Below are 16,383 nucleotides of genomic sequence, written 5' to 3'. Positions count from 1 at the left end.
CCGCATGGAGGTGGATCGCCGATCATCCGTAGCACCGTCCCGACCCTGTTGGGTGGATTCCGGTTGACCTGCACCGCACCGTCCTGGTCGACGACCGCGACCTGCGAACGTGACCTCCCCACCGCAAACCCCCGTCCTTCCAGCCCGGAAGGGCGGGCACGTCTCGCCACGGGCACCCCGGCCGGGCCCGGTGCCGGATCCCGTCGACCTGCCGGCGCAGGTTCCGCGCCGGACGACCGCATCCTGCGACCGGCAGCAACGCCTCGACCACCGCCCACGCCTCGTCCGTCAGATCATGCCGCCCAACCGCGTCGCCCACAGGCGCGCAGCATGCCGATCCCGCAGGTCACGAGCCCCTTCCGAACCAGGCCCCAGCCGCGACAGGTCGTCTTCGATCAGACGGTCGAGTCGGGCATGATCTCCCGGACCTCTTGCGCACAGCGGCACGCGGCAGCGATCTTGGCAGCCCACTCCAGCGCGTCCTCACGTGAGGGCACATCGATGATCGAGAACCCGCCGAGCACCGCCTTGATCTCCGGGTACGGTCCGCTGGTGACGGTCCCGTCGGTGGCCACGACGCTCGCCTGCTGCCTTTCCAGTCCACCACCGAAGACCCACACACCGGCGTCCTGAGCCTGACGCACCACCTCGTGCGAGGCCTCGGCCACCTCGGGCAACTCCTCCTCGGGGAAGGTCATCGCGCCGTCATCGAACGAGATCAGGTACCGCGTCATACATGGCTCCCTCGGCCGTTGGCCTCCTTCGGCTGCCTCTCACCCTACGACGAACGCCTCCCTTCAGAACCGACACGCCCCCCAGCTTCCGAAACCGGCCCTGGTCACGTCACGCATCAGGCATCGTTCGCTCACAAGTGGGGATTCCTCAAACACGAACAACGACAAGAGAGTTCACCATGCCAACAACACACAGACCCTGGTTGATGGCTGCACGGCCTGGGCTTTCGGTGGCGTGAAACTTCCGCCCCGGTCCCGCCCGGAGCATCGGTGACGAGGGTGCGCAGCCGTTCGGCGAACCGTTGTGGAAGATCAACCGACGACATCAACGGCCTGTCGATCCGGACCCTCTGGCCCTGTAGCCGACTGACCTCACGCCTCAGCGTGTCAGACGACGATGGCTGATGAGGGCTGCTGCGACTCCGACGAACGCCAGGAAATCGAACAGCAGAAGCCCGACACCCACCACACTGACATCACACTGCCGAACCACCACCGACAAAGTCCCGCAGACCATCAACCCCGGGCGCCCGTGGTCAGAATTCGCGGTCGATGGCCGTCACGGCGGCCGGCCCCAGCGGGGCATCGTCCTGCGTGAAACCGCTATCCCTCAGCGCGCTGGAAACCAGCCGTACTGCTTCCGACTCGGCGCCGGCCTGGCTGTCGGCCTCGACTTCGAGCCACGCTGCTCCTGCTGCGAAGGGGCCGCCCACCCGCTGCGGCGGAAACTCGGCTGACGAAAGTCACGAACGGCAGGAGGGGCCACCCCGATCCCGCCGCGACCGAAGCGGGTCAAGCTCGGCAGGCAAGCGGCGGTGGGACTCGGGAAACTCGACTCCAACTCGGCGATGTCCCCTGCGGCCCCTTGCAGGGGACCGGTTGGCCGGTTTGCGCGTCGAGCGGATCCGCACTCGTCGCGCCCAGGGGCTCGTTCAAGACGCCCAGGTTCCCGACTTGGTCAGGTTCGTCAACTGCACGACAGCGACTCTTCGTTACTTCTCAAATCACGTCTCGATCGAGAGATTGTATTCAGTATACTTACGACCGGCCGTACACCCGCATCGCGCCACCCGGAGGAGCCATGACAGTCCCGCACCCCGAACTGCTCGCGCAAATGACCATCCACGCGCCCGACGGCATCGTCATCGTCGACAGCGAGGGGCTCATCCAGTTCTGGAACAGCGGCTCGGAGCGGATCTTCGGGTGGAAGGAGAGCGAGGCGCTCGGACAGAGTCTCGATCTGATCATCCCCGAGCGGCACCGGCGCCCGCACTGGGACGGCTTCCACGGGGCGATGGCCAAGGGCACCACCCGCTACGGCGCGAGCGACCTGCTCACCGTGCCCGCGCTCAAGGCCGACGGGTCGAGCCTGTCGATCGAGTTCAGCGTGTGCCTCCTGTCGGATCCGCAGGGCGGCGCCGGACATGTCGGTGCGATCATCCGTGATGTCACCGCGCGCCGTGCCCAGGAGAAGGAGTTGCGCCGCCGCCTCGCCGACGCGAACGTTCGCGCAACGACCGTGTGAAACGCGAGGAATTGCGAGGAGGGCAGGGAACCCTGGGTTCCCTGCCCTCCTCGCAATTCCCGGTCCGTAGACGCGGGTGTCCCGCACGCTGGTCGCGCGCGGGACACCTCCCCGTGTCCCCCTGTCACCAGGCGGACACGGCGTCAGGCGACGACGGAACCCTTGTGCAGCTTACGGATGGCGTCCGCGTCGTAGCCCAGGTCGGCGAGGACCTCGTCGGTGTGTTCGCCAAGCAGCGGCGCACCCTTGATGTCCGGCTTGAACCCGGAGAACTTCACCGGGCTGCCCACCGTCAGGTACGTGCCGCGCTCCTTCTGCTCCACCTCGACGATGGTGCCGCTCTTGCGCATGTCGGGGTCCTCGGCGAGCTCCTTCATCGACAGGACCGGGGCACACGGCACCTCCCACTTGCGCAGGATATCGACGGCCTCGTACTTCGTCTTGTCGGCGAGCCACTTCTCGATCTCGCCGAAGATCTCCATGATGTGCGGCTGGCGCGCCCGGGCGGTGCTGTACTCCGGGTCGTCCTTCCACTCCGCGTGGCCGATGGCCTCGCAGGTACGAGCCCAGTTCTGCTCCTGGACCGTGAAGTAGATGTACGCGTTGGGGTCGGTCTCCCAGCCCTTGCACTTGAGGATCCAGCCGGGCTGGCCGCCGCCGCCCGCGTTGCCGCCGCGCGGCACGGCGTCACCGAACTCGCCGTGCGGGTACTGCGGGTACTCCTCCAGGTAGCCGACCTTCTCCAGGCGCTGCTGGTCGCGGAGCTTGACGCGGGTGAGGTTGAGGACGGCGTCCTGCATGGAGACCGAGACCTTCTGGCCGAGCCCCGTCTGGTCGCGCTGGATGATCGCCGTGAGCAGGCCGATCATGAGGTGCATGCCGGTGTTGGAGTCACCCAGCGCGGAGCCGGAGATGGTGGGCGGGCCGTCCCAGAATCCGGTGACGGAGGCGGCGCCGCCGGCGGCCTGGGCAACGTTCTCGTAGACCTTGAGGTCGTTCCACTTCGAGTCGTCGTTGAAGCCCTTGACCGAGCCGAAGATGAGGCGCGGGTTCAGCTCGTGGATGTAGTCCCAGCCGAGACCCATGCGGTCCATGGCTCCGGGCGCGAAGTTCTCGACGAGGATGTCCGACTCGCGGATCAGCTTCTCCATGACCTCCTTGCCCTCAGGCGTCTTGGTGTTGATCGCCAGTGAGCGCTTGTTGGAGTTGAGCATGGTGAAGTACAGAGCGTCGATGTCCGGGATGTCCCTGAGCTGCTGACGGGTCACGTCGCCGCCGTTGATGCGCTCGACCTTGATGACGTCGGCGCCGAACCAGGCGAGCATCTGCGTACAGGCGGGGCCGGCCTGGACCCCGGTGAAGTCGATCACCTTGAGGCCTGCGAGCGGCTGTTCACTCATGTCTGAGTCCTTCTCGTGATGGGTTGCGCGGCGAACGGCGTTAGTGCCTGGTGTTGTTGAGAGGTGGCTTGCCGGGTGCGATGGGCGGGTCACTTCTTCGACGGCACGATGTTGCCGACGGTGATGCCCTTGGGGTTGAGGTGCGAGATGTGTCCGCTCTCCGTGCCCGCGCCCGGGTCGATGGCGCAGTCGATCAAGGCGGGGCCGCCCGCGGCGAGCGACTCGGTGAGGGCCGCGGTGACCTCGGCGGGGGTGGTGGCGCGGTAGCCCTTGCCGCCGAACGCCTCGATCATGAGGTCGTGCCGGGCGGACAGCATCAGGGTGGTGGGCGACGGGGCGTCGTCGAGGGGGTTGACGTCGTTTCCGCGGTACACACCGCCGTTGTTCATGATCACGGTGGTGACGGGGAGCTGGTACCGGCAGATCGTCTCCAGCTCCATGCCGCTGAACCCGAAAGCGCTGTCGCCCTCGACGGCTATCACTGGCTGGCCGGTCTCCACGGCGGCGGCGATCGCGTAGCCCATGCCGATCCCCATCACACCCCAGGTGCCGACGTCCAGGCGGTGGCGCGGGACGTGCATGTCGATGACGTTGCGCGCCATGTCGAGGGCGTTGGCACCCTCATTGACGAGGTACGCGTGCTGGTTGTCGCGTAGCACGTCGCGCACGGCGCGCAGCGCGCCCATGAACTGCATCGGGTGCGGGTCGGCCGCCAGACGCCCGGCCATCTTCTCGACATTCTGCGCGGAGCGCGCCGCGAGCTCCTCGCGCCAGGCGGTGGGCGCGGAGATCTGACCCGGCTTGGCGCGCTCGGCCAGCACCTCGAGCACGGATGCGACGTCGCCGACGAGCGGCGCCGCGATCGGCTGGTTACTGTCCAGCTCCCTGGGCTCGATGTCGACCTGGATGAACTTTGCGTCGGGGTTCCACTGCGGCGCCTCCCCGTGCCCCAGCAGCCAGTTGAGGCGCGCTCCGACGAGCATTACGACGTCGGCCTTGCGCAGCGCGAGGGAGCGGGCGGTCGCCACCGACTGCGGGTGGTCGTCGGGCAGCAGGCCCTTGGCCATCGACATCGGTACGTACGGGATGCCGGTCGACTCGACGAACTCCCGGATCCTGTCGTCGGCCTGGGCGTAGGCGGCACCCTTGCCCAGCACCACCAACGGCCGCTCGGCGCCGGCGAGGAGTTCGATGGCACGGTCCACCGCCTCGGGCGCGGGCAGCTGGCGCGGGGCCGGGTCGACCAGCCGGCTCAGGGTCTTGGCGCCCTCCGCCTTGTCCATGATGGAGCCGAGCACGGCGGCCGGGATGTCGAGGTAGACGCCCCCCGGCCGGCCGGAGACGGCGGTGCGCAGCGCACGGGCGATCCCCCGGCCGATGTCCTCGACCCGGCTGATGCGGTACGCGGCCTTGCAGAACGGCTGCGCGGCGGCGAGCTGGTCCATCTCCTCGTAGTCGCCCTGCTTGAGGTCGACGAGATGGCGCTCGCTGGACCCCGAGATCTGCACCATCGGGAAGCAGTTGGTGGTGGCGTTGGCCAGGCCGACGAGGCCGTTGAGGAACCCCGGCGCGGACACCGTGAGAGCGATGCCCGGCTTCTTGGTGAGGTAACCGGCCGCGGCCGCGGCGTGGGCCGCGTTGCTCTCGTGGCGGAAGCCGATGTAGCGGATGCCCTCGGCCTGGGCGAGCCGGGCCAGATCCGTGATCGGGATGCCGACCACGCCGTAGATGGTCTCGACGTCGTTCAGCTTCAGAGCGTCGACGACCAGGTGGTACCCGTCGGTGAGCTCGGCCGGTGCGTCGGCGTTCGCCGCTGTCTCCTGTGATGAGGGGGCGGTCATGGTCCGAGATCCTCCTTGGGCAAGTGATGCTGTGCGGCTGGTGGATCCACCTTCCGCGCCGGACCCTCGCCCCGTCCAAGACCTGACGGCGACCAGCCGATAACCGACGTTTATCAACGGCGGGAACGGGCCCTGGCACCTGCGGTGATAGTCGGCCACTATCGGCCGTTCACGGTTGTGCATTGGACTCTCACGGGTCGTGGCCCGCAGGCTCGCAGTCGACCGTTTCAGCTGTGTCGGCTGTTCGCCTCAACTGGCGTGAGGAGGTGCGGTGATGGCCACAGTGGCCACGGCGTCCGTGCGTGAACCGGACCGCTACCGCCCGCCCGCACTCACCGGTCTTGTCGATCTGTTGTCCCGGCCCGTGCGGGCGCGTCCGCACTCGCGGGCCCTCGTCGTCGGTGCGGAGCGCATCGAGCTGTCGTACGCCGGCCTCGCCTCGCTCGCCGACGACCTGGCCCGCCGGCTGACGGCCGCCGGGGTGCGGCCCGGGGACCCGGTGGGACTGGTCGCCGCGAACACCGTCGAGTTCGTCGTGGCCCTATTGGGTGCGGCCCGGGCCGGCGCGGTTGTCGCCCCGTTGGATCCGGCCCTGCCTTCCGGTCAACTGGGCGCGCGGCTCGGGGCGTTCGGCGCGCGGGTGGTGCTGTGCGGGCCCGAGGCTCCCGCGGGCATGCCGGCCGCCTGGCCCGTGCGGGTACAGGTCGCGCCCGGCGCCCCCTGTGCGGTCACGCTCGACACGACGCGCGCGCCGCTCGGGCTGTACGGGACGCCCACGCCGGGCCTCGCCCTGGACGACGCCCTGATCCTGTCGACGGCCGGCACCATGGACCAGGCCCGCCTGGTGCCGCTGACCCACGGGAACGTGGCCGCGGCGGTGCGCGTGCTGTGCGCGACGTACGAACTGGGCCCGTGGGACGCGACGGTGGCGGTCATGCCGCTCTTCCACACGCACGGTCTGATCGCGGCGCTGCTCGCCACGCTCGCCGGCGGCGGCTGCGTCCTGCTCCCGGCCGGGGGACGCTTCTCGGCCGACACGTTCTGGGACGACATGCGCGCGGTGGGGGCCACCTGGTTCACCGCGGTGCCCGCCATCCACGAGATCCTCCTCGACCGTTCGGCCGGCGAACATCCCGCGCCGCTCGCACCGCCCCTGCGCTTCGCCCGCAGTTCCAGCGCTCCGCTCAATACCGCGACCCAGCGGGCCCTGGAGCGCACCCTCGGGGTGCCACTGCTGTCGGCCTACGGCATGACGGAGGCCGCCCATCAGGCGAGCAGTGAACCCCTGCCGCCGCCCGGTACGTCCAAGCACGGCTCGGTGGGCAGGCCGACCGGGACGCGGATCCAGGTCGTCGACCCGTCGGGGCAGGCGTGCCCGCCCGGCGTGCAGGGCGAGGTCTGGGTGCGCGGCCCCAGCGTGGCCAGGGGTTACCTCGCCGATCCGGCGGCGACAGTGCGCGGTTTCGGCGGGGGCTGGCTGCGCACCGGGGACCTGGGGCATCTGGACGCCGACGGCGCCCTGTTCCTCACCGGCCGGATCAGGAACCTGATCACGCGGGCGGGCGACCAGGTCTCCCCCGAGTACGTCGAGGACGTACTGTGCGGTTGCCCCGCCGTCGCCGAGGCCGCCGTGTTCGGGGTGCCGGACGAGCGGCACGGGCATCGGGTGGGCGCGGCGGTGGTGCTGCGCGAGGAGGAGGACGCGGAGCCCGCGGAGATCGTCAGGTACTGCCTGGGCCGGCTGGCCCCCTTCGAGGTGCCCGAGCGGATCCAGGTCGTCCCGGCGCTGCCGCGTACGGCCAAGGGCGCGCTGGACCGGCAGGCGGTCCAGCTGCGTTTCGCCCGGTGACATCGCCGCCGGGCGGGTCGGCCGGAGCCGCCTCGGCTCAGCGGACCAGGGGTTCGGGCACGGGCAGCGGTCGGTCGAAGAACTCGTCCAGACGCAGTGAGGCCGCCGCCGTGATGAACGCGCGGGCCGCGAGCGAGCCCGGCGTCGCGTCGTGGATCGCGACCGAGATGAGCGCCCGCGCGTCCGGCTCGACAAGCCGCAGCACACGCATCCGGCCGGTGACCGGCAGGGCCCGCAACCAGGTGTGCGGCACGATGCTGGTGCAGGCGCCCGCGCCCACGTTCGCGTACAGGGTGGCCACGGAGTCGGTCTCCACTTGCGGGATGACGGTGACTCCGCTGCGGGTGAACGCGGCGTCGATGACCTGACGGATCCGCATGTCGGGGGTGAGCAGCGCGAGCGGCAGCTGGGACGCCTCGGCCCAGGTCAGAGTGTCGGACTGGGGCAGCAGCTGATCGGCGGCGGCGAGCAGCATGTACCGCTCCTCGTAAAGCGGCGTCACCTGCAGCCCGTCCCGGTCCTCGGGACCGAAGTGGGCGATGGCCGCGTCGAGTTCGAATGCGCGGAGCTGCCGGATGAGTTCCGTGGTGGACAGGCGGGACCGCACCTGGACCTTGGCCAGCGGGTGCGCGGTGCAGAACGCCGTCACCGGCAGCGCGAGCGTCGTCGAGGCCGTGGGCTCCGCGCCCAGCCGCAGCGTCCCGGTGATGCCCGACTGGACCGCAGCCACCTCGGCCTTGAACGCCTCCTGCTCGGCGAGGATCCGCTTGGCCCAGACAACCAGACGCTCTCCTTCGGGCGTCAGGCCCTGGTAATTGTGGCCGCGATTGATCAGTGTGACGTTGAGCTCGCGCTCCAGTTTGGCGATCGACACAGACAGTGCGGGCTGCGAGACGAAGCAGGCGTCCGCTGCCCGCGCGAAGTGCCTCTCCCGGGCCACCGCCACGAAGTACTCCAGCTGACGGAAGAGCATGCTCGCCTCCTGCTTCGTCCCCCGCACCCCATACGTCTCCGCCCCGACCAGGTCGAACACGCCTGCGGTGGCTGCGCTGACCGAGCTTACCCGGCGGCCTGGGCGGCGCCTCGCCCGCACCGAAGGCCCGGCTCCCCCAGCGTCATTGCGGGAGCCGGGCCGGGTCTCATCCCGTGCCGGTGCGGCGCGCCAGCAGGTCCGTGGCCGCGTGCACCGCTCGGAGCCTGGGTGCCTCGGCACCCGTGATATCGGCGATCTCCACCACCGCGGTCACGATGGCGTCGAGTTCCAGCTGCTTGCCCGCCTCCAGGTCCTGGAGCATCGACGTCTTGTGGTCGCCGACCCCCTCCGCACCCCGCAGGCGTTTCTCGATGGAGATGTCCGGCGTACTGCCGACCCGGGCGGCGATGTCCAGCGTCTCCTCCATGAGCTGGGCCACCAGGCGTCGCGTCGGCGGATGTTGGCAGATCTCGACCATCGTGGCCCTGGTGAGCGCGCTGATCGGGTTGAACGCGACGTTGCCCATCAGCTTGATCCAGATGTCGTCCCGCAGGTTCGGCTCCACCGGGCACTTCAGTCCACCCGCGATCATCGCCTCGCTCAGCGCGTTGCACCGCGCCGAGATCCCGCCGCCGGGTTCACCGATGGAGAAGCGGGTGCCTTCGAGGTGGCGGATCACGCCGGGGGCCTCGATGACGGTGGCGGGGTAGACCACGCAACCCACGGCCCGCTCCGGCGCGAGGACCTTGCTGGTCGCGCCGCCTGGGTCCACCGCCTCGATCCGGCGACCCTCGTAGGGGCCGGCGAGCCGGTGGAAGTACCACCACGGGATGCCGTTCTGCCCGGCGACGACAGCAGTGTGCTCGCCGAGGAGCGGTTCGATCAGCGGGCCGCTGGACGGATAGGAGTGTGCCTTCAGCCCGAGGAACACGAAGTCCACGGGTCCGATCTCGGTGGGGTCGTCGGTGGCGTGCGGGTGGGCGACGAAGTCGCCGCGCGGGCTGATGACCCTGACCCCGCGCTCGCGGATGGCTTGCAGGTGCGGACCGCGGGCGATCAGGTGGACATCGGCACCACCCCGGTGCAGGGCCGCTCCTACGAAGGCTCCGATCGCGCCGGCTCCGAGGACAGCAATCTTCACGGCATCTCCTCTCGGGAAGAAGGGTGAGTGATTGTGATTGAATACTGTATGCAGTCCGCAGGCCCGGTGTATACCCTTCGAACCCGAACCGATACGGCCGCCATGTCCCCGACCACCCGCCCGGATTCACCCTGGCGTCGAGCGAACTGCACACAATATGCTGCGCGCCTCCTGTCCGGTGCCCCGCTTCCTCCGCTCCTGACGCTCCCCGCGCACCGACGGACCCGCAAGGCCCCTGAGAAAAGGAGAGCAATGTCTGCGCCACCACCACAACGCATAGGCGTCGTCGCCGAGTCGACCTCCGGGGAGACCAGAGTGGCGGCCACCCCGGACACCGTCCGCCGCCTGATCGGGCTCGGCTACGAAATCGTCGTCGAGACCGGCGCCGGAACCGCATCGGGCTTCTCCGACGCGTCGTACGTCGAGGCGGGCGCGCGCCTCGACGACGCCTGGCACGCCGATGTCGTTCTCAAGGTCAACGCGCCGTCCCACGACGAGGTGCGACGGCTGCGGGACGGGGCGACGATCGTCGGCCTGCTCGCCCCCGCGCAACACGCCGAACTCGTCACCCAGCTCGCAAGCAGGCGGCTGACCGCGTTGTCCATGGACGCCGTGCCCCGCATCTCGCGGGCCCAGTCCCTGGACGTGCTCAGTTCGATGGCCAACATCGCCGGCTACCGGGCGGTCATCGAGGCGGCCCACGCCTTCGGACGGTTCTTCACCGGACAGGTCACCGCAGCGGGCAAAGTGCCCCCCGCGAAGGTGCTGGTGGCCGGCGCCGGAGTGGCCGGCCTCGCGGCCATCGGAGCCGCGGGGAGCCTCGGCGCGATGGTCCGGGCCACCGACCCGCGCGGCGAGGTCGCCGACCAAGTACGGTCACTCGGAGGAGAGTTCCTGGCCGTCGAGATCGAACAGGAGTCGGCGGGCGACGGATACGCGCGAGCCACGTCCGAGGCGTACGACCTGCGCGCCGCCGAGATCTACTCCGAGCAGGCCAGGGATGTCGACATCATCATCACGACGGCCCTGATCCCGGGGCGCCCGGCGCCCCGGCTGATCACGGCCGATCAAGTGGCCTCGATGAAACCGGGCAGCGTCATCGTCGACATGGCGGCGGCGCAAGGCGGGAACGTCGAAGGGACGGTGAGCGATCGGGCGATCGTCACCGAGAACGGCGTCACCATCATCGGCTACACCGACCTCGCGGGCCGCCTGCCCGCCCAGGCCTCACAGCTGTACGGCACGAACCTGGTGAACCTGCTGAAGCTGCTCACCCCGGGCCGGGACGGGCAGCTGACCCTCGACCTCGAGGACGTCGTACAGCGGGCGGTGACCGTGGTGCGCGACGGCGAGACACTGTGGCCGCCGCCCCCCGTCGCAGTCTCGGCTGCGCCCGCGAAAGCCCCGGCCTCGCCGGCAACACCGGTCGATCCGGCGCCGCCGCGGCGCCTTTCACCCGCGGGCCGCTACGGACTGATCGGGCTCGGGATGCTCGCCCTCTTCGCGCTCATCGCCGTCTCGCCCGCCCAACTCGCCTCCAACTTCACGGTGTTCGCACTCGCTGTGGTCATCGGCTACTACGTGATCGGCAAGGTCCACCACGCGCTGCACACCCCGCTGATGTCAGTGACCAATGCGATCTCAGGGATCGTGGTGGTCGGGGCGCTGCTCCAGATCGGCCACCCGCCCCTGGCCATCAGCGTGTTGGCATTCCTGGCCATCCTGCTCACCACCGTGAACATCTTCGGTGGGTTTGCCGTCACCCGTCGCATGCTCGGCATGTTCTCGAAAGGCTGAAGTTCGATGAACGCATCCACGGCGGCCCAGGCCGCCGACATCGTTGCCGCGCTGCTGTTCGTCTTCAGCCTGGCGGGGCTCTCCCAGCACCACACCGCCCGGGCGGGGGTGGCCTACGGCGTCGCGGGAATGGCGCTTGCACTCGTGGCCACCGTCGTCGTCGCAGGGCGCTCCGTCTCCGGTGAGTCGATCGCGCTGATCGCCGTCGCAGGCGCGATCGGTGGCGCGATCGGCCTGTGGCAGGCCCGCCGGGTCGAGATGACCCAGATGCCCGAACTGATCGCCGTGCTGCACAGCCTCGTCGGGCTGGCCGCCGTACTGATCGGCTGGAACAGCTACTTGGAGGTCGAGGCACAGCGCCCGGGCTCCACCGAGCTGGCCGGGTCGCTGCTGCGGATCCATCACGCCGAGGTGTTCATCGGCATCTTCATCGGCGCGGTCACCTTCACAGGTTCCGTGATCGCGTTCCTGAAACTGTCCGCGCGCATCAAGTCCCGGCCACTGACCCTGCCCGGGAAGAACCTGCTCAACGTCGGTGCCCTGTTCGCGTTCCTGACCCTGACGGTCTGGTTCACCGTCAGCCCGAACCTCGCTCTGATGATCGCCGTCACCGTGCTCGCGCTCGTCCTGGGCTGGCATCTGGTCGCCTCCATCGGCGGCGGCGACATGCCCGTCGTGGTCTCGATGCTCAACAGCTACTCGGGCTGGGCCGCCGCAGCGGCCGGCTTCCTGCTGGACAACAACCTTCTCATCGTCACCGGGGCGCTGGTCGGCTCCTCCGGCGCCTACCTGTCGTACATCATGTGCCGGGCGATGAACCGGTCCTTCCTCTCCGTCATCGCGGGTGGCTTCGGCGTCGAGGCCGCACCCAGCGGCGAGCAGGAGCAGGGCGAGCACCGGGAGATCAGCGCCGAGGACACCGCAAGCGCACTGGCGGGCGCCACGCAGGTGATCATCACCCCGGGGTACGGCATGGCGGTCGCCCAGGCGCAGCACCCGGTGGCGGAGCTGACGCGCCGTCTGCGGGAGCGCGGCGTGACCGTGCGTTTCGGCGTGCATCCCGTGGCGGGACGGCTGCCGGGCCACATGAACGTACTCCTTGCCGAGGCCCGCGTACCGTACGACGTCGTCCTGGAGATGGACGAGATCAACGACGACTTCGCCGACACCTCGGTGGTCCTGGTCATCGGCGCCAACGACACCGTCAACCCGTCGGCGATGGACGATCCGGCCAGCCCCATCGCCGGGATGCCCGTGCTGCGGGTGTGGGAGGCGGAGCACGTAGTCGTATTCAAGCGGTCCATGGCCTCCGGGTACGCAGGTGTGCAGAATCCGCTGTTCTTCCGGGAGAACAGCAGCATGCTCTTCGGCGACGCCAAGCAGAGCGTGGAGGCGATCCTGCGCGAACTGGCGGCCAGTGACCCGGGCTCGGCGGCGGGCTCCGGACGCCGGCCGGCGGAGCAGCCCGCACCCGCCTGATATAGCCAGATTGCATACAGAAGCCTATATGCTGTACGCGATTTCTCCCGCTCCATCACCAGCACCTCCCGCCGCCACCACCAGGGAGCTCATGCGCGAGCCACGCACTTTCCCAGCCACCGTGACGACACCCGTCAACAGGCCCGCGCCCCTGCGCCAGGCCGTCTACGACGTCCTGATCGAGCTGATCGTGGGGGGCGTACTCCAGCCGGGCCAGCATCTGATCGAGGCCGAACTCGCCGAGGACCTCGGCGTGAGCCGCCAACCGGTGCGCGAAGCGCTCCTGCGCCTCCAGGCCGACGGATGGGTGGAACTGCGCCCCGCGCAGGGCGCATTCGTGCACAGCCCGACCGTCGAGGAGGCCACCCAGCTGCTCAGCGTCCGCGCCGTCCTGGAAACCCACTCGGCGCGCGGCGCCGCACAGTATGCGACCGGTCCGGACATCACGCGCCTGTGGGAACTGCAGGCCGCCGGAATAGCTGCGCTCTCCGCGGACGACGCCCGCGGCATCGTCGAGGCGAACGCGGCGCTGCACGGCTTCATCACCGAGCTCGCGCGCAACCCCATCCTCGCCGAGCTGATCCGGCAGGTCGACCGCCGGGTGCGCTGGTACTACATGCCCATCGCCCGGCCACGCGGCAAGGACGCGTGGAACGAGCACGCCGACATCATCGACCGCATTGCGGCCGGCGACGCCGACCGGGCCGAGGAACTGATGCATCATCACACCCGGACGACCACCGACTTCTACTGCCGCCAACTGACCGCGGCACCCCGAGCCCGGGCGTGACCGCGGCGACTGAAATGGGACACCTGACACAGCAATGAGGAACCGCCATCGTGATTTCCGCTCGTCAGCAGGGCCGGCGTGATCTTCCGGTGAGGTGCTCGTGCTGATCGGGGGTGAGATCGTCGGCGCGAGATCGTCCGTGATCGTTGGACTTCGGTGTTCGCCAGGACGAGCAGGGCCCGCAGGAGTGTGGTCGCATGTCGGGCGTTCATGCGGAGCTTGGTCAAGATCCGCCAGGTCCTGAGGTTCGCGAAGCCATGCTTGGCTACGGCGCGTTCGCGGCCGACCAGGCAGTTCGGTTCGCTTCCTTCTCGGCCGCAGCAGCGTCCGGGTGCTCACCGAGGGCGGCCAGCAGATCGGAGGCGCGCCGGCCCTCGTCCTCGACGGACTGGAAATCGCTGGCTGCCCGTCCGACGGGTCTGGTGGCATGGTCCCGCCCGGTGGCAAGGTGACGCAGTGCACCGTCCACCTGTCGGCGGACGGCGACGAACCGGTCGCGGTCGGCTTCGAGGACTCGGACGAGGGCGACCTCTCCGTCTGGCGAGCGCACGTCTCCTGACGTTCCGGGCCGGGGATGCTCGTGCTGATCGGGGGTGGGATCGTTGGTGCGAGATCGTCCGTCATCGTGCCGTGGCGTCGGTCAGAGGGAGAAACAGCGGGCCATGAACCTTGCTCTTGCCGGAGTAGTTCTTCCGGTTGTCCTTGCCGGTGCGGCGTCGGGTGCGGATCGGGGTGCAGTCCAGCAGGACCATCACCCCGCCGGAACGGGCGACCTTCTTCGGTTCCCGGTCCAGCCGTGGCGAACGCGCGGCGAGGAGTTCGACGACTTCCTGCACCCAGCGGCGCACGGTGGAGGCGGAGACATCGTTACCGCCGGCCATGTCGGCCAGGCGCTGGTCGTGACGGAGCACGGCGAGCACGATGAGCGCCTGGTCGCCGGGGCGGCCTTGCGCCAACGGGAGCGGATCTGATTACGGCGACGGCGTATCGGACCGGCAACGAGATCGATGGTCCGCTTCGACAGCGGGAGCCGGACCTGGCAGCCAACGTCGTGAGAGCTTCACCCGGACCAGCATGAGCACAGCACCCCACCGGAACATCACGCCAGCCCTGCTGACCAGCGGATATCACGATGGAAATCTCTCAATGGGCCGGGGCCGGACGGAGCAGGGAGCGCACCCCACCGTCCGGCCCGGCCTGTGCCACGGGCGCCTCGCCGGACGACTGCCGCCGCCGCCCAACGCTCTGTCCGCACCCGCGCACGGTCTGCGGGCCCGGGCGCGAAGGTGCGCCCGGGCGTTCGCTCAGTTCGCCGCGCTGGTCAGCCCCCGGCTGTCGGCGACGGCCTGCTCGGCGGGCCGCTCCTGGTCCGCGGGTCGGCCGGGCTGGCGCAGCAGCAGGGTGATCAGAGCCGACAGGAAGGCGATGCCGCCTGCCAGGTAGTAGCCGCCCGAGTAGCCCCAGGCGCTGATCACCGAAGCGGCCAAGCCACCGCCGCCGACACCGCCGACCAGCTTGGCGCTGTAGACGAGGCCGTAGTTGGTGGCGTTGTTGTTCTCCCCGAAGTAGTCCGGGACCAGTGCCGCGAACAGCGGGTAGAAGGCGCCGCCGCCGAAGCCGTTGACGAAGGCGAAAACAAGGAACAGCGGTTCGTTGTGGGCCTGCCCCGACCACAGCACGCCGAACTGCGCGACGCCCGCGATCACGAGGACCAGCGTCAGGGTCTGCCGGCGGCCCAGGGTATCCGACAGCCAGCCCACGGCGGCCCGGCCCACCCCGTTGACCACGGCGAGCACACCCGCTGACGAGGCGGCGATCAGCGGCCCGAAGCCGAGGCTCTTGGCGAAGGGGACCTGAAAGTTGATGCCGAAGAGCGAGACGCCGCCGATGCAGACCAGGGCGAACCACATCAGCGGCAGCTGCCCGGTCCTGATCGCCTGCATCGGGGTGAACTGCCCCTTGGCCGGCGGGTTTTTGCGCAGCCTGCGCGCCACACGTGCGGCGTCCTCGCCGCCGTCGCGGTTGAGCGGGTCCACGTCGTGCGGCCACCAGCTCTTGGGCGGGTCGCGGAAGAAGAAGCCGCAGCTGCCGACGAGGAGGACCATGCCCAGGGCAATGAGGTCGAGGACCAACCGGTAGTTGTCGGCGTGGAACCAGTAGCTGAAGACGAAGATCAACGGCAGTGTGCCGTAGGCGAATCCACCGTTGACAAAGCCGGTCCGCGCGCCCTTGTTGTCCGGATACCACTTGCCGACCATGTTGATACAGGTCGCGTAGACAAGTCCGGAGCCGGCGCCACCGAGCACCGAGTAGCCGAGTATCACCACGATTGGGTTCGACACGTGGGCGATGGAGAGGAAGCCGAGCCCGGACAGTACCGCTCCGAGAAGCATGCCCGTTTTGGCGGAGAGCTTTCCGGTCTCCCGGAGCCTGCCCGCGGGGAAGGCGATGCCCGCCTGGAAGACCGCCCAGATGCTGGCGATCCAGAAGGCCTCGGTGAGGGTCCAGCCATGGGCGTGCTCGAGGGTCGACTCCGCCGAGCTGTAGCCGTACTCGTAAACGCTGACGCCCATCATCGCGATCCACGGGAGCCAGACCATCCACGCCCGAGGCCTGCCCAGGATGGAGCGGTCACTCTCCCCGACGCGGTAGACGCGTCCGTTGGCATCTGCGACCTCTCGGTACGAGGAGGAAGTCGCCTGCGGTATTTCTGACATGTGTGCCTTCCCTTGCCTGAAAAAGAGCTTGGCGTGCGCCCCCTGGGGCCTTGCTCTTCGTGCGGTGGGTGAAAGCGACTCCCCTCCACGGTGCGCGCCCGGACTCCTGCCGGGCGCGGGTAGGGGGTACGCCGTCG

Annotated in this window: 14 protein-coding genes; 5 read left to right on the top strand and 9 right to left on the bottom strand. The window is 69.3% G+C overall.

What is annotated here, in order from left to right; genetic code table 11:
- Positions 1-22 precede the first annotated feature (22 nt).
- Together OHA03_RS33490 and OHA03_RS33485 are read right to left on the bottom strand one after the other, a co-directional pair.
- Positions 23-319, bottom strand: a complete 297-nt coding sequence (locus OHA03_RS33490; protein WP_267007425.1) for a transposase — start codon at positions 317-319, stop codon at positions 23-25.
- Positions 320-395: 76 nt separating this feature from the next.
- Complete coding sequence (locus OHA03_RS33485) at positions 396-734, bottom strand: YciI family protein (RefSeq protein WP_267007424.1); 339 nt, start codon at positions 732-734, stop codon at positions 396-398.
- 1,081 nt (positions 735-1,815) lie between these two features.
- On the opposite strand from OHA03_RS33485, the gene OHA03_RS33480 reads away from it, so the two are divergent.
- Positions 1,816-2,259 (top strand): PAS domain S-box protein, encoded by a 444-nt coding sequence (locus OHA03_RS33480; protein ID WP_267007423.1) that lies wholly within the window; start codon positions 1,816-1,818, stop codon positions 2,257-2,259.
- Positions 2,260-2,402: 143 nt separating this feature from the next.
- Here the strand turns inward: OHA03_RS33480 and frc are convergent, their stop codons facing one another.
- Together frc and oxc are read right to left on the bottom strand one after the other, a co-directional pair.
- Entirely contained in the window at positions 2,403-3,659 is a 1,257-nt protein-coding gene (gene frc, locus OHA03_RS33475; protein WP_267007422.1) for a formyl-CoA transferase, read from the bottom strand.
- Positions 3,660-3,748: 89 nt separating this feature from the next.
- A complete protein-coding gene (oxc, locus tag OHA03_RS33470) occupies positions 3,749-5,500 on the bottom strand; it encodes an oxalyl-CoA decarboxylase (protein WP_267007421.1) in 1,752 nt (583 codons plus the stop codon).
- 274 nt (positions 5,501-5,774) lie between these two features.
- Between oxc and OHA03_RS33465 the strand changes: the two genes are divergently transcribed.
- On the top strand, positions 5,775-7,349 hold the full coding sequence (locus tag OHA03_RS33465; RefSeq protein ID WP_267007420.1) for a FadD7 family fatty acid--CoA ligase: 1,575 nt from the start codon (positions 5,775-5,777) through the stop codon (positions 7,347-7,349).
- A gap of 37 nt (positions 7,350-7,386) precedes the next feature.
- Here OHA03_RS33465 and OHA03_RS33460 read toward each other — a convergent pair whose 3' ends face one another.
- Positions 7,387-8,322 carry a LysR family transcriptional regulator gene (locus OHA03_RS33460; protein ID WP_267007419.1) on the bottom strand — a complete coding sequence of 312 codons (936 nt, stop codon included), beginning with the start codon at positions 8,320-8,322 and terminating at the stop codon, positions 7,387-7,389.
- A gap of 166 nt (positions 8,323-8,488) precedes the next feature.
- On the bottom strand, positions 8,489-9,463 hold the full coding sequence (locus OHA03_RS33455; protein WP_267007418.1) for a 2-dehydropantoate 2-reductase: 975 nt from the start codon (positions 9,461-9,463) through the stop codon (positions 8,489-8,491).
- Positions 9,464-9,715: 252 nt separating this feature from the next.
- Here OHA03_RS33455 and OHA03_RS33450 point away from each other — a divergent pair, with 252 nt between their 5' ends.
- The 3 genes from OHA03_RS33450 (at position 9,716) to OHA03_RS33440 (ending at position 13,529) form a co-directional block, all read left to right on the top strand.
- Positions 9,716-11,260 carry a Re/Si-specific NAD(P)(+) transhydrogenase subunit alpha gene (locus tag OHA03_RS33450; protein WP_267007417.1) on the top strand — a complete coding sequence of 515 codons (1,545 nt, stop codon included), beginning with the start codon at positions 9,716-9,718 and terminating at the stop codon, positions 11,258-11,260.
- Positions 11,261-11,266: 6 nt separating this feature from the next.
- Positions 11,267-12,739 carry a Re/Si-specific NAD(P)(+) transhydrogenase subunit beta gene (gene pntB / locus OHA03_RS33445; RefSeq protein ID WP_267007416.1) on the top strand — a complete coding sequence of 491 codons (1,473 nt, stop codon included), beginning with the start codon at positions 11,267-11,269 and terminating at the stop codon, positions 12,737-12,739.
- A 91-nt stretch (positions 12,740-12,830) separates the two neighbouring features.
- Positions 12,831-13,529 (top strand): GntR family transcriptional regulator, encoded by a 699-nt coding sequence (locus tag OHA03_RS33440; protein WP_267007415.1) that lies wholly within the window; start codon positions 12,831-12,833, stop codon positions 13,527-13,529.
- Positions 13,530-13,794: 265 nt separating this feature from the next.
- Here the strand turns inward: OHA03_RS33440 and OHA03_RS33435 are convergent, their stop codons facing one another.
- The 3 genes from OHA03_RS33435 to OHA03_RS33425 form a co-directional block, all read right to left on the bottom strand.
- On the bottom strand, positions 13,795-14,079 hold the full coding sequence (locus tag OHA03_RS33435) for a hypothetical protein (protein WP_267007414.1): 285 nt from the start codon (positions 14,077-14,079) through the stop codon (positions 13,795-13,797).
- A gap of 70 nt (positions 14,080-14,149) precedes the next feature.
- Positions 14,150-14,485, bottom strand: coding sequence for a transposase family protein (locus OHA03_RS33430; RefSeq protein WP_267007413.1), 336 nt, complete (start codon positions 14,483-14,485; stop codon positions 14,150-14,152).
- A 348-nt stretch (positions 14,486-14,833) separates the two neighbouring features.
- Positions 14,834-16,246: an OFA family MFS transporter gene (locus tag OHA03_RS33425; protein WP_267007412.1), complete on the bottom strand. Its 1,413-nt coding sequence runs from the start codon at positions 16,244-16,246 to the stop codon at positions 14,834-14,836.
- Between the last annotated feature and the right edge of the window lie 137 nt (positions 16,247-16,383).

The organism is Streptomyces sp. NBC_00154, assembly GCF_026342835.1.
Taxonomy (GTDB): domain Bacteria; phylum Actinomycetota; class Actinomycetes; order Streptomycetales; family Streptomycetaceae; genus Streptomyces.
Note: the sequence above shows the minus strand (reverse complement) of the source record. Positions and strands in the feature narration are given on the sequence as shown.

Excerpts from the sequence above, each read along its gene's own strand:
- frc (WP_267007422.1), bottom strand. The coding sequence starts at position 3,659 with ATGAGTGAACAGCCGCTCGCAGGCCTCAAGGTGATCGACTTCACCGGG.
- OHA03_RS33480 (WP_267007423.1), top strand. The coding sequence starts at position 1,816 with ATGACAGTCCCGCACCCCGAACTGCTCGCGCAAATGACCATCCACGCG.
- OHA03_RS33485 (WP_267007424.1), bottom strand. The coding sequence starts at position 734 with ATGACGCGGTACCTGATCTCGTTCGATGACGGCGCGATGACCTTCCCC.
- OHA03_RS33425 (WP_267007412.1), bottom strand. The coding sequence starts at position 16,246 with ATGTCAGAAATACCGCAGGCGACTTCCTCCTCGTACCGAGAGGTCGCA.
- OHA03_RS33440 (WP_267007415.1), top strand. The coding sequence starts at position 12,831 with ATGCGCGAGCCACGCACTTTCCCAGCCACCGTGACGACACCCGTCAAC.
- oxc (WP_267007421.1), bottom strand. The coding sequence starts at position 5,500 with ATGACCGCCCCCTCATCACAGGAGACAGCGGCGAACGCCGACGCACCG.
- pntB (WP_267007416.1), top strand. The coding sequence starts at position 11,267 with ATGAACGCATCCACGGCGGCCCAGGCCGCCGACATCGTTGCCGCGCTG.
- OHA03_RS33465 (WP_267007420.1), top strand. The coding sequence starts at position 5,775 with ATGGCCACAGTGGCCACGGCGTCCGTGCGTGAACCGGACCGCTACCGC.
- OHA03_RS33460 (WP_267007419.1), bottom strand. The coding sequence starts at position 8,322 with ATGCTCTTCCGTCAGCTGGAGTACTTCGTGGCGGTGGCCCGGGAGAGG.
- OHA03_RS33450 (WP_267007417.1), top strand. The coding sequence starts at position 9,716 with ATGTCTGCGCCACCACCACAACGCATAGGCGTCGTCGCCGAGTCGACC.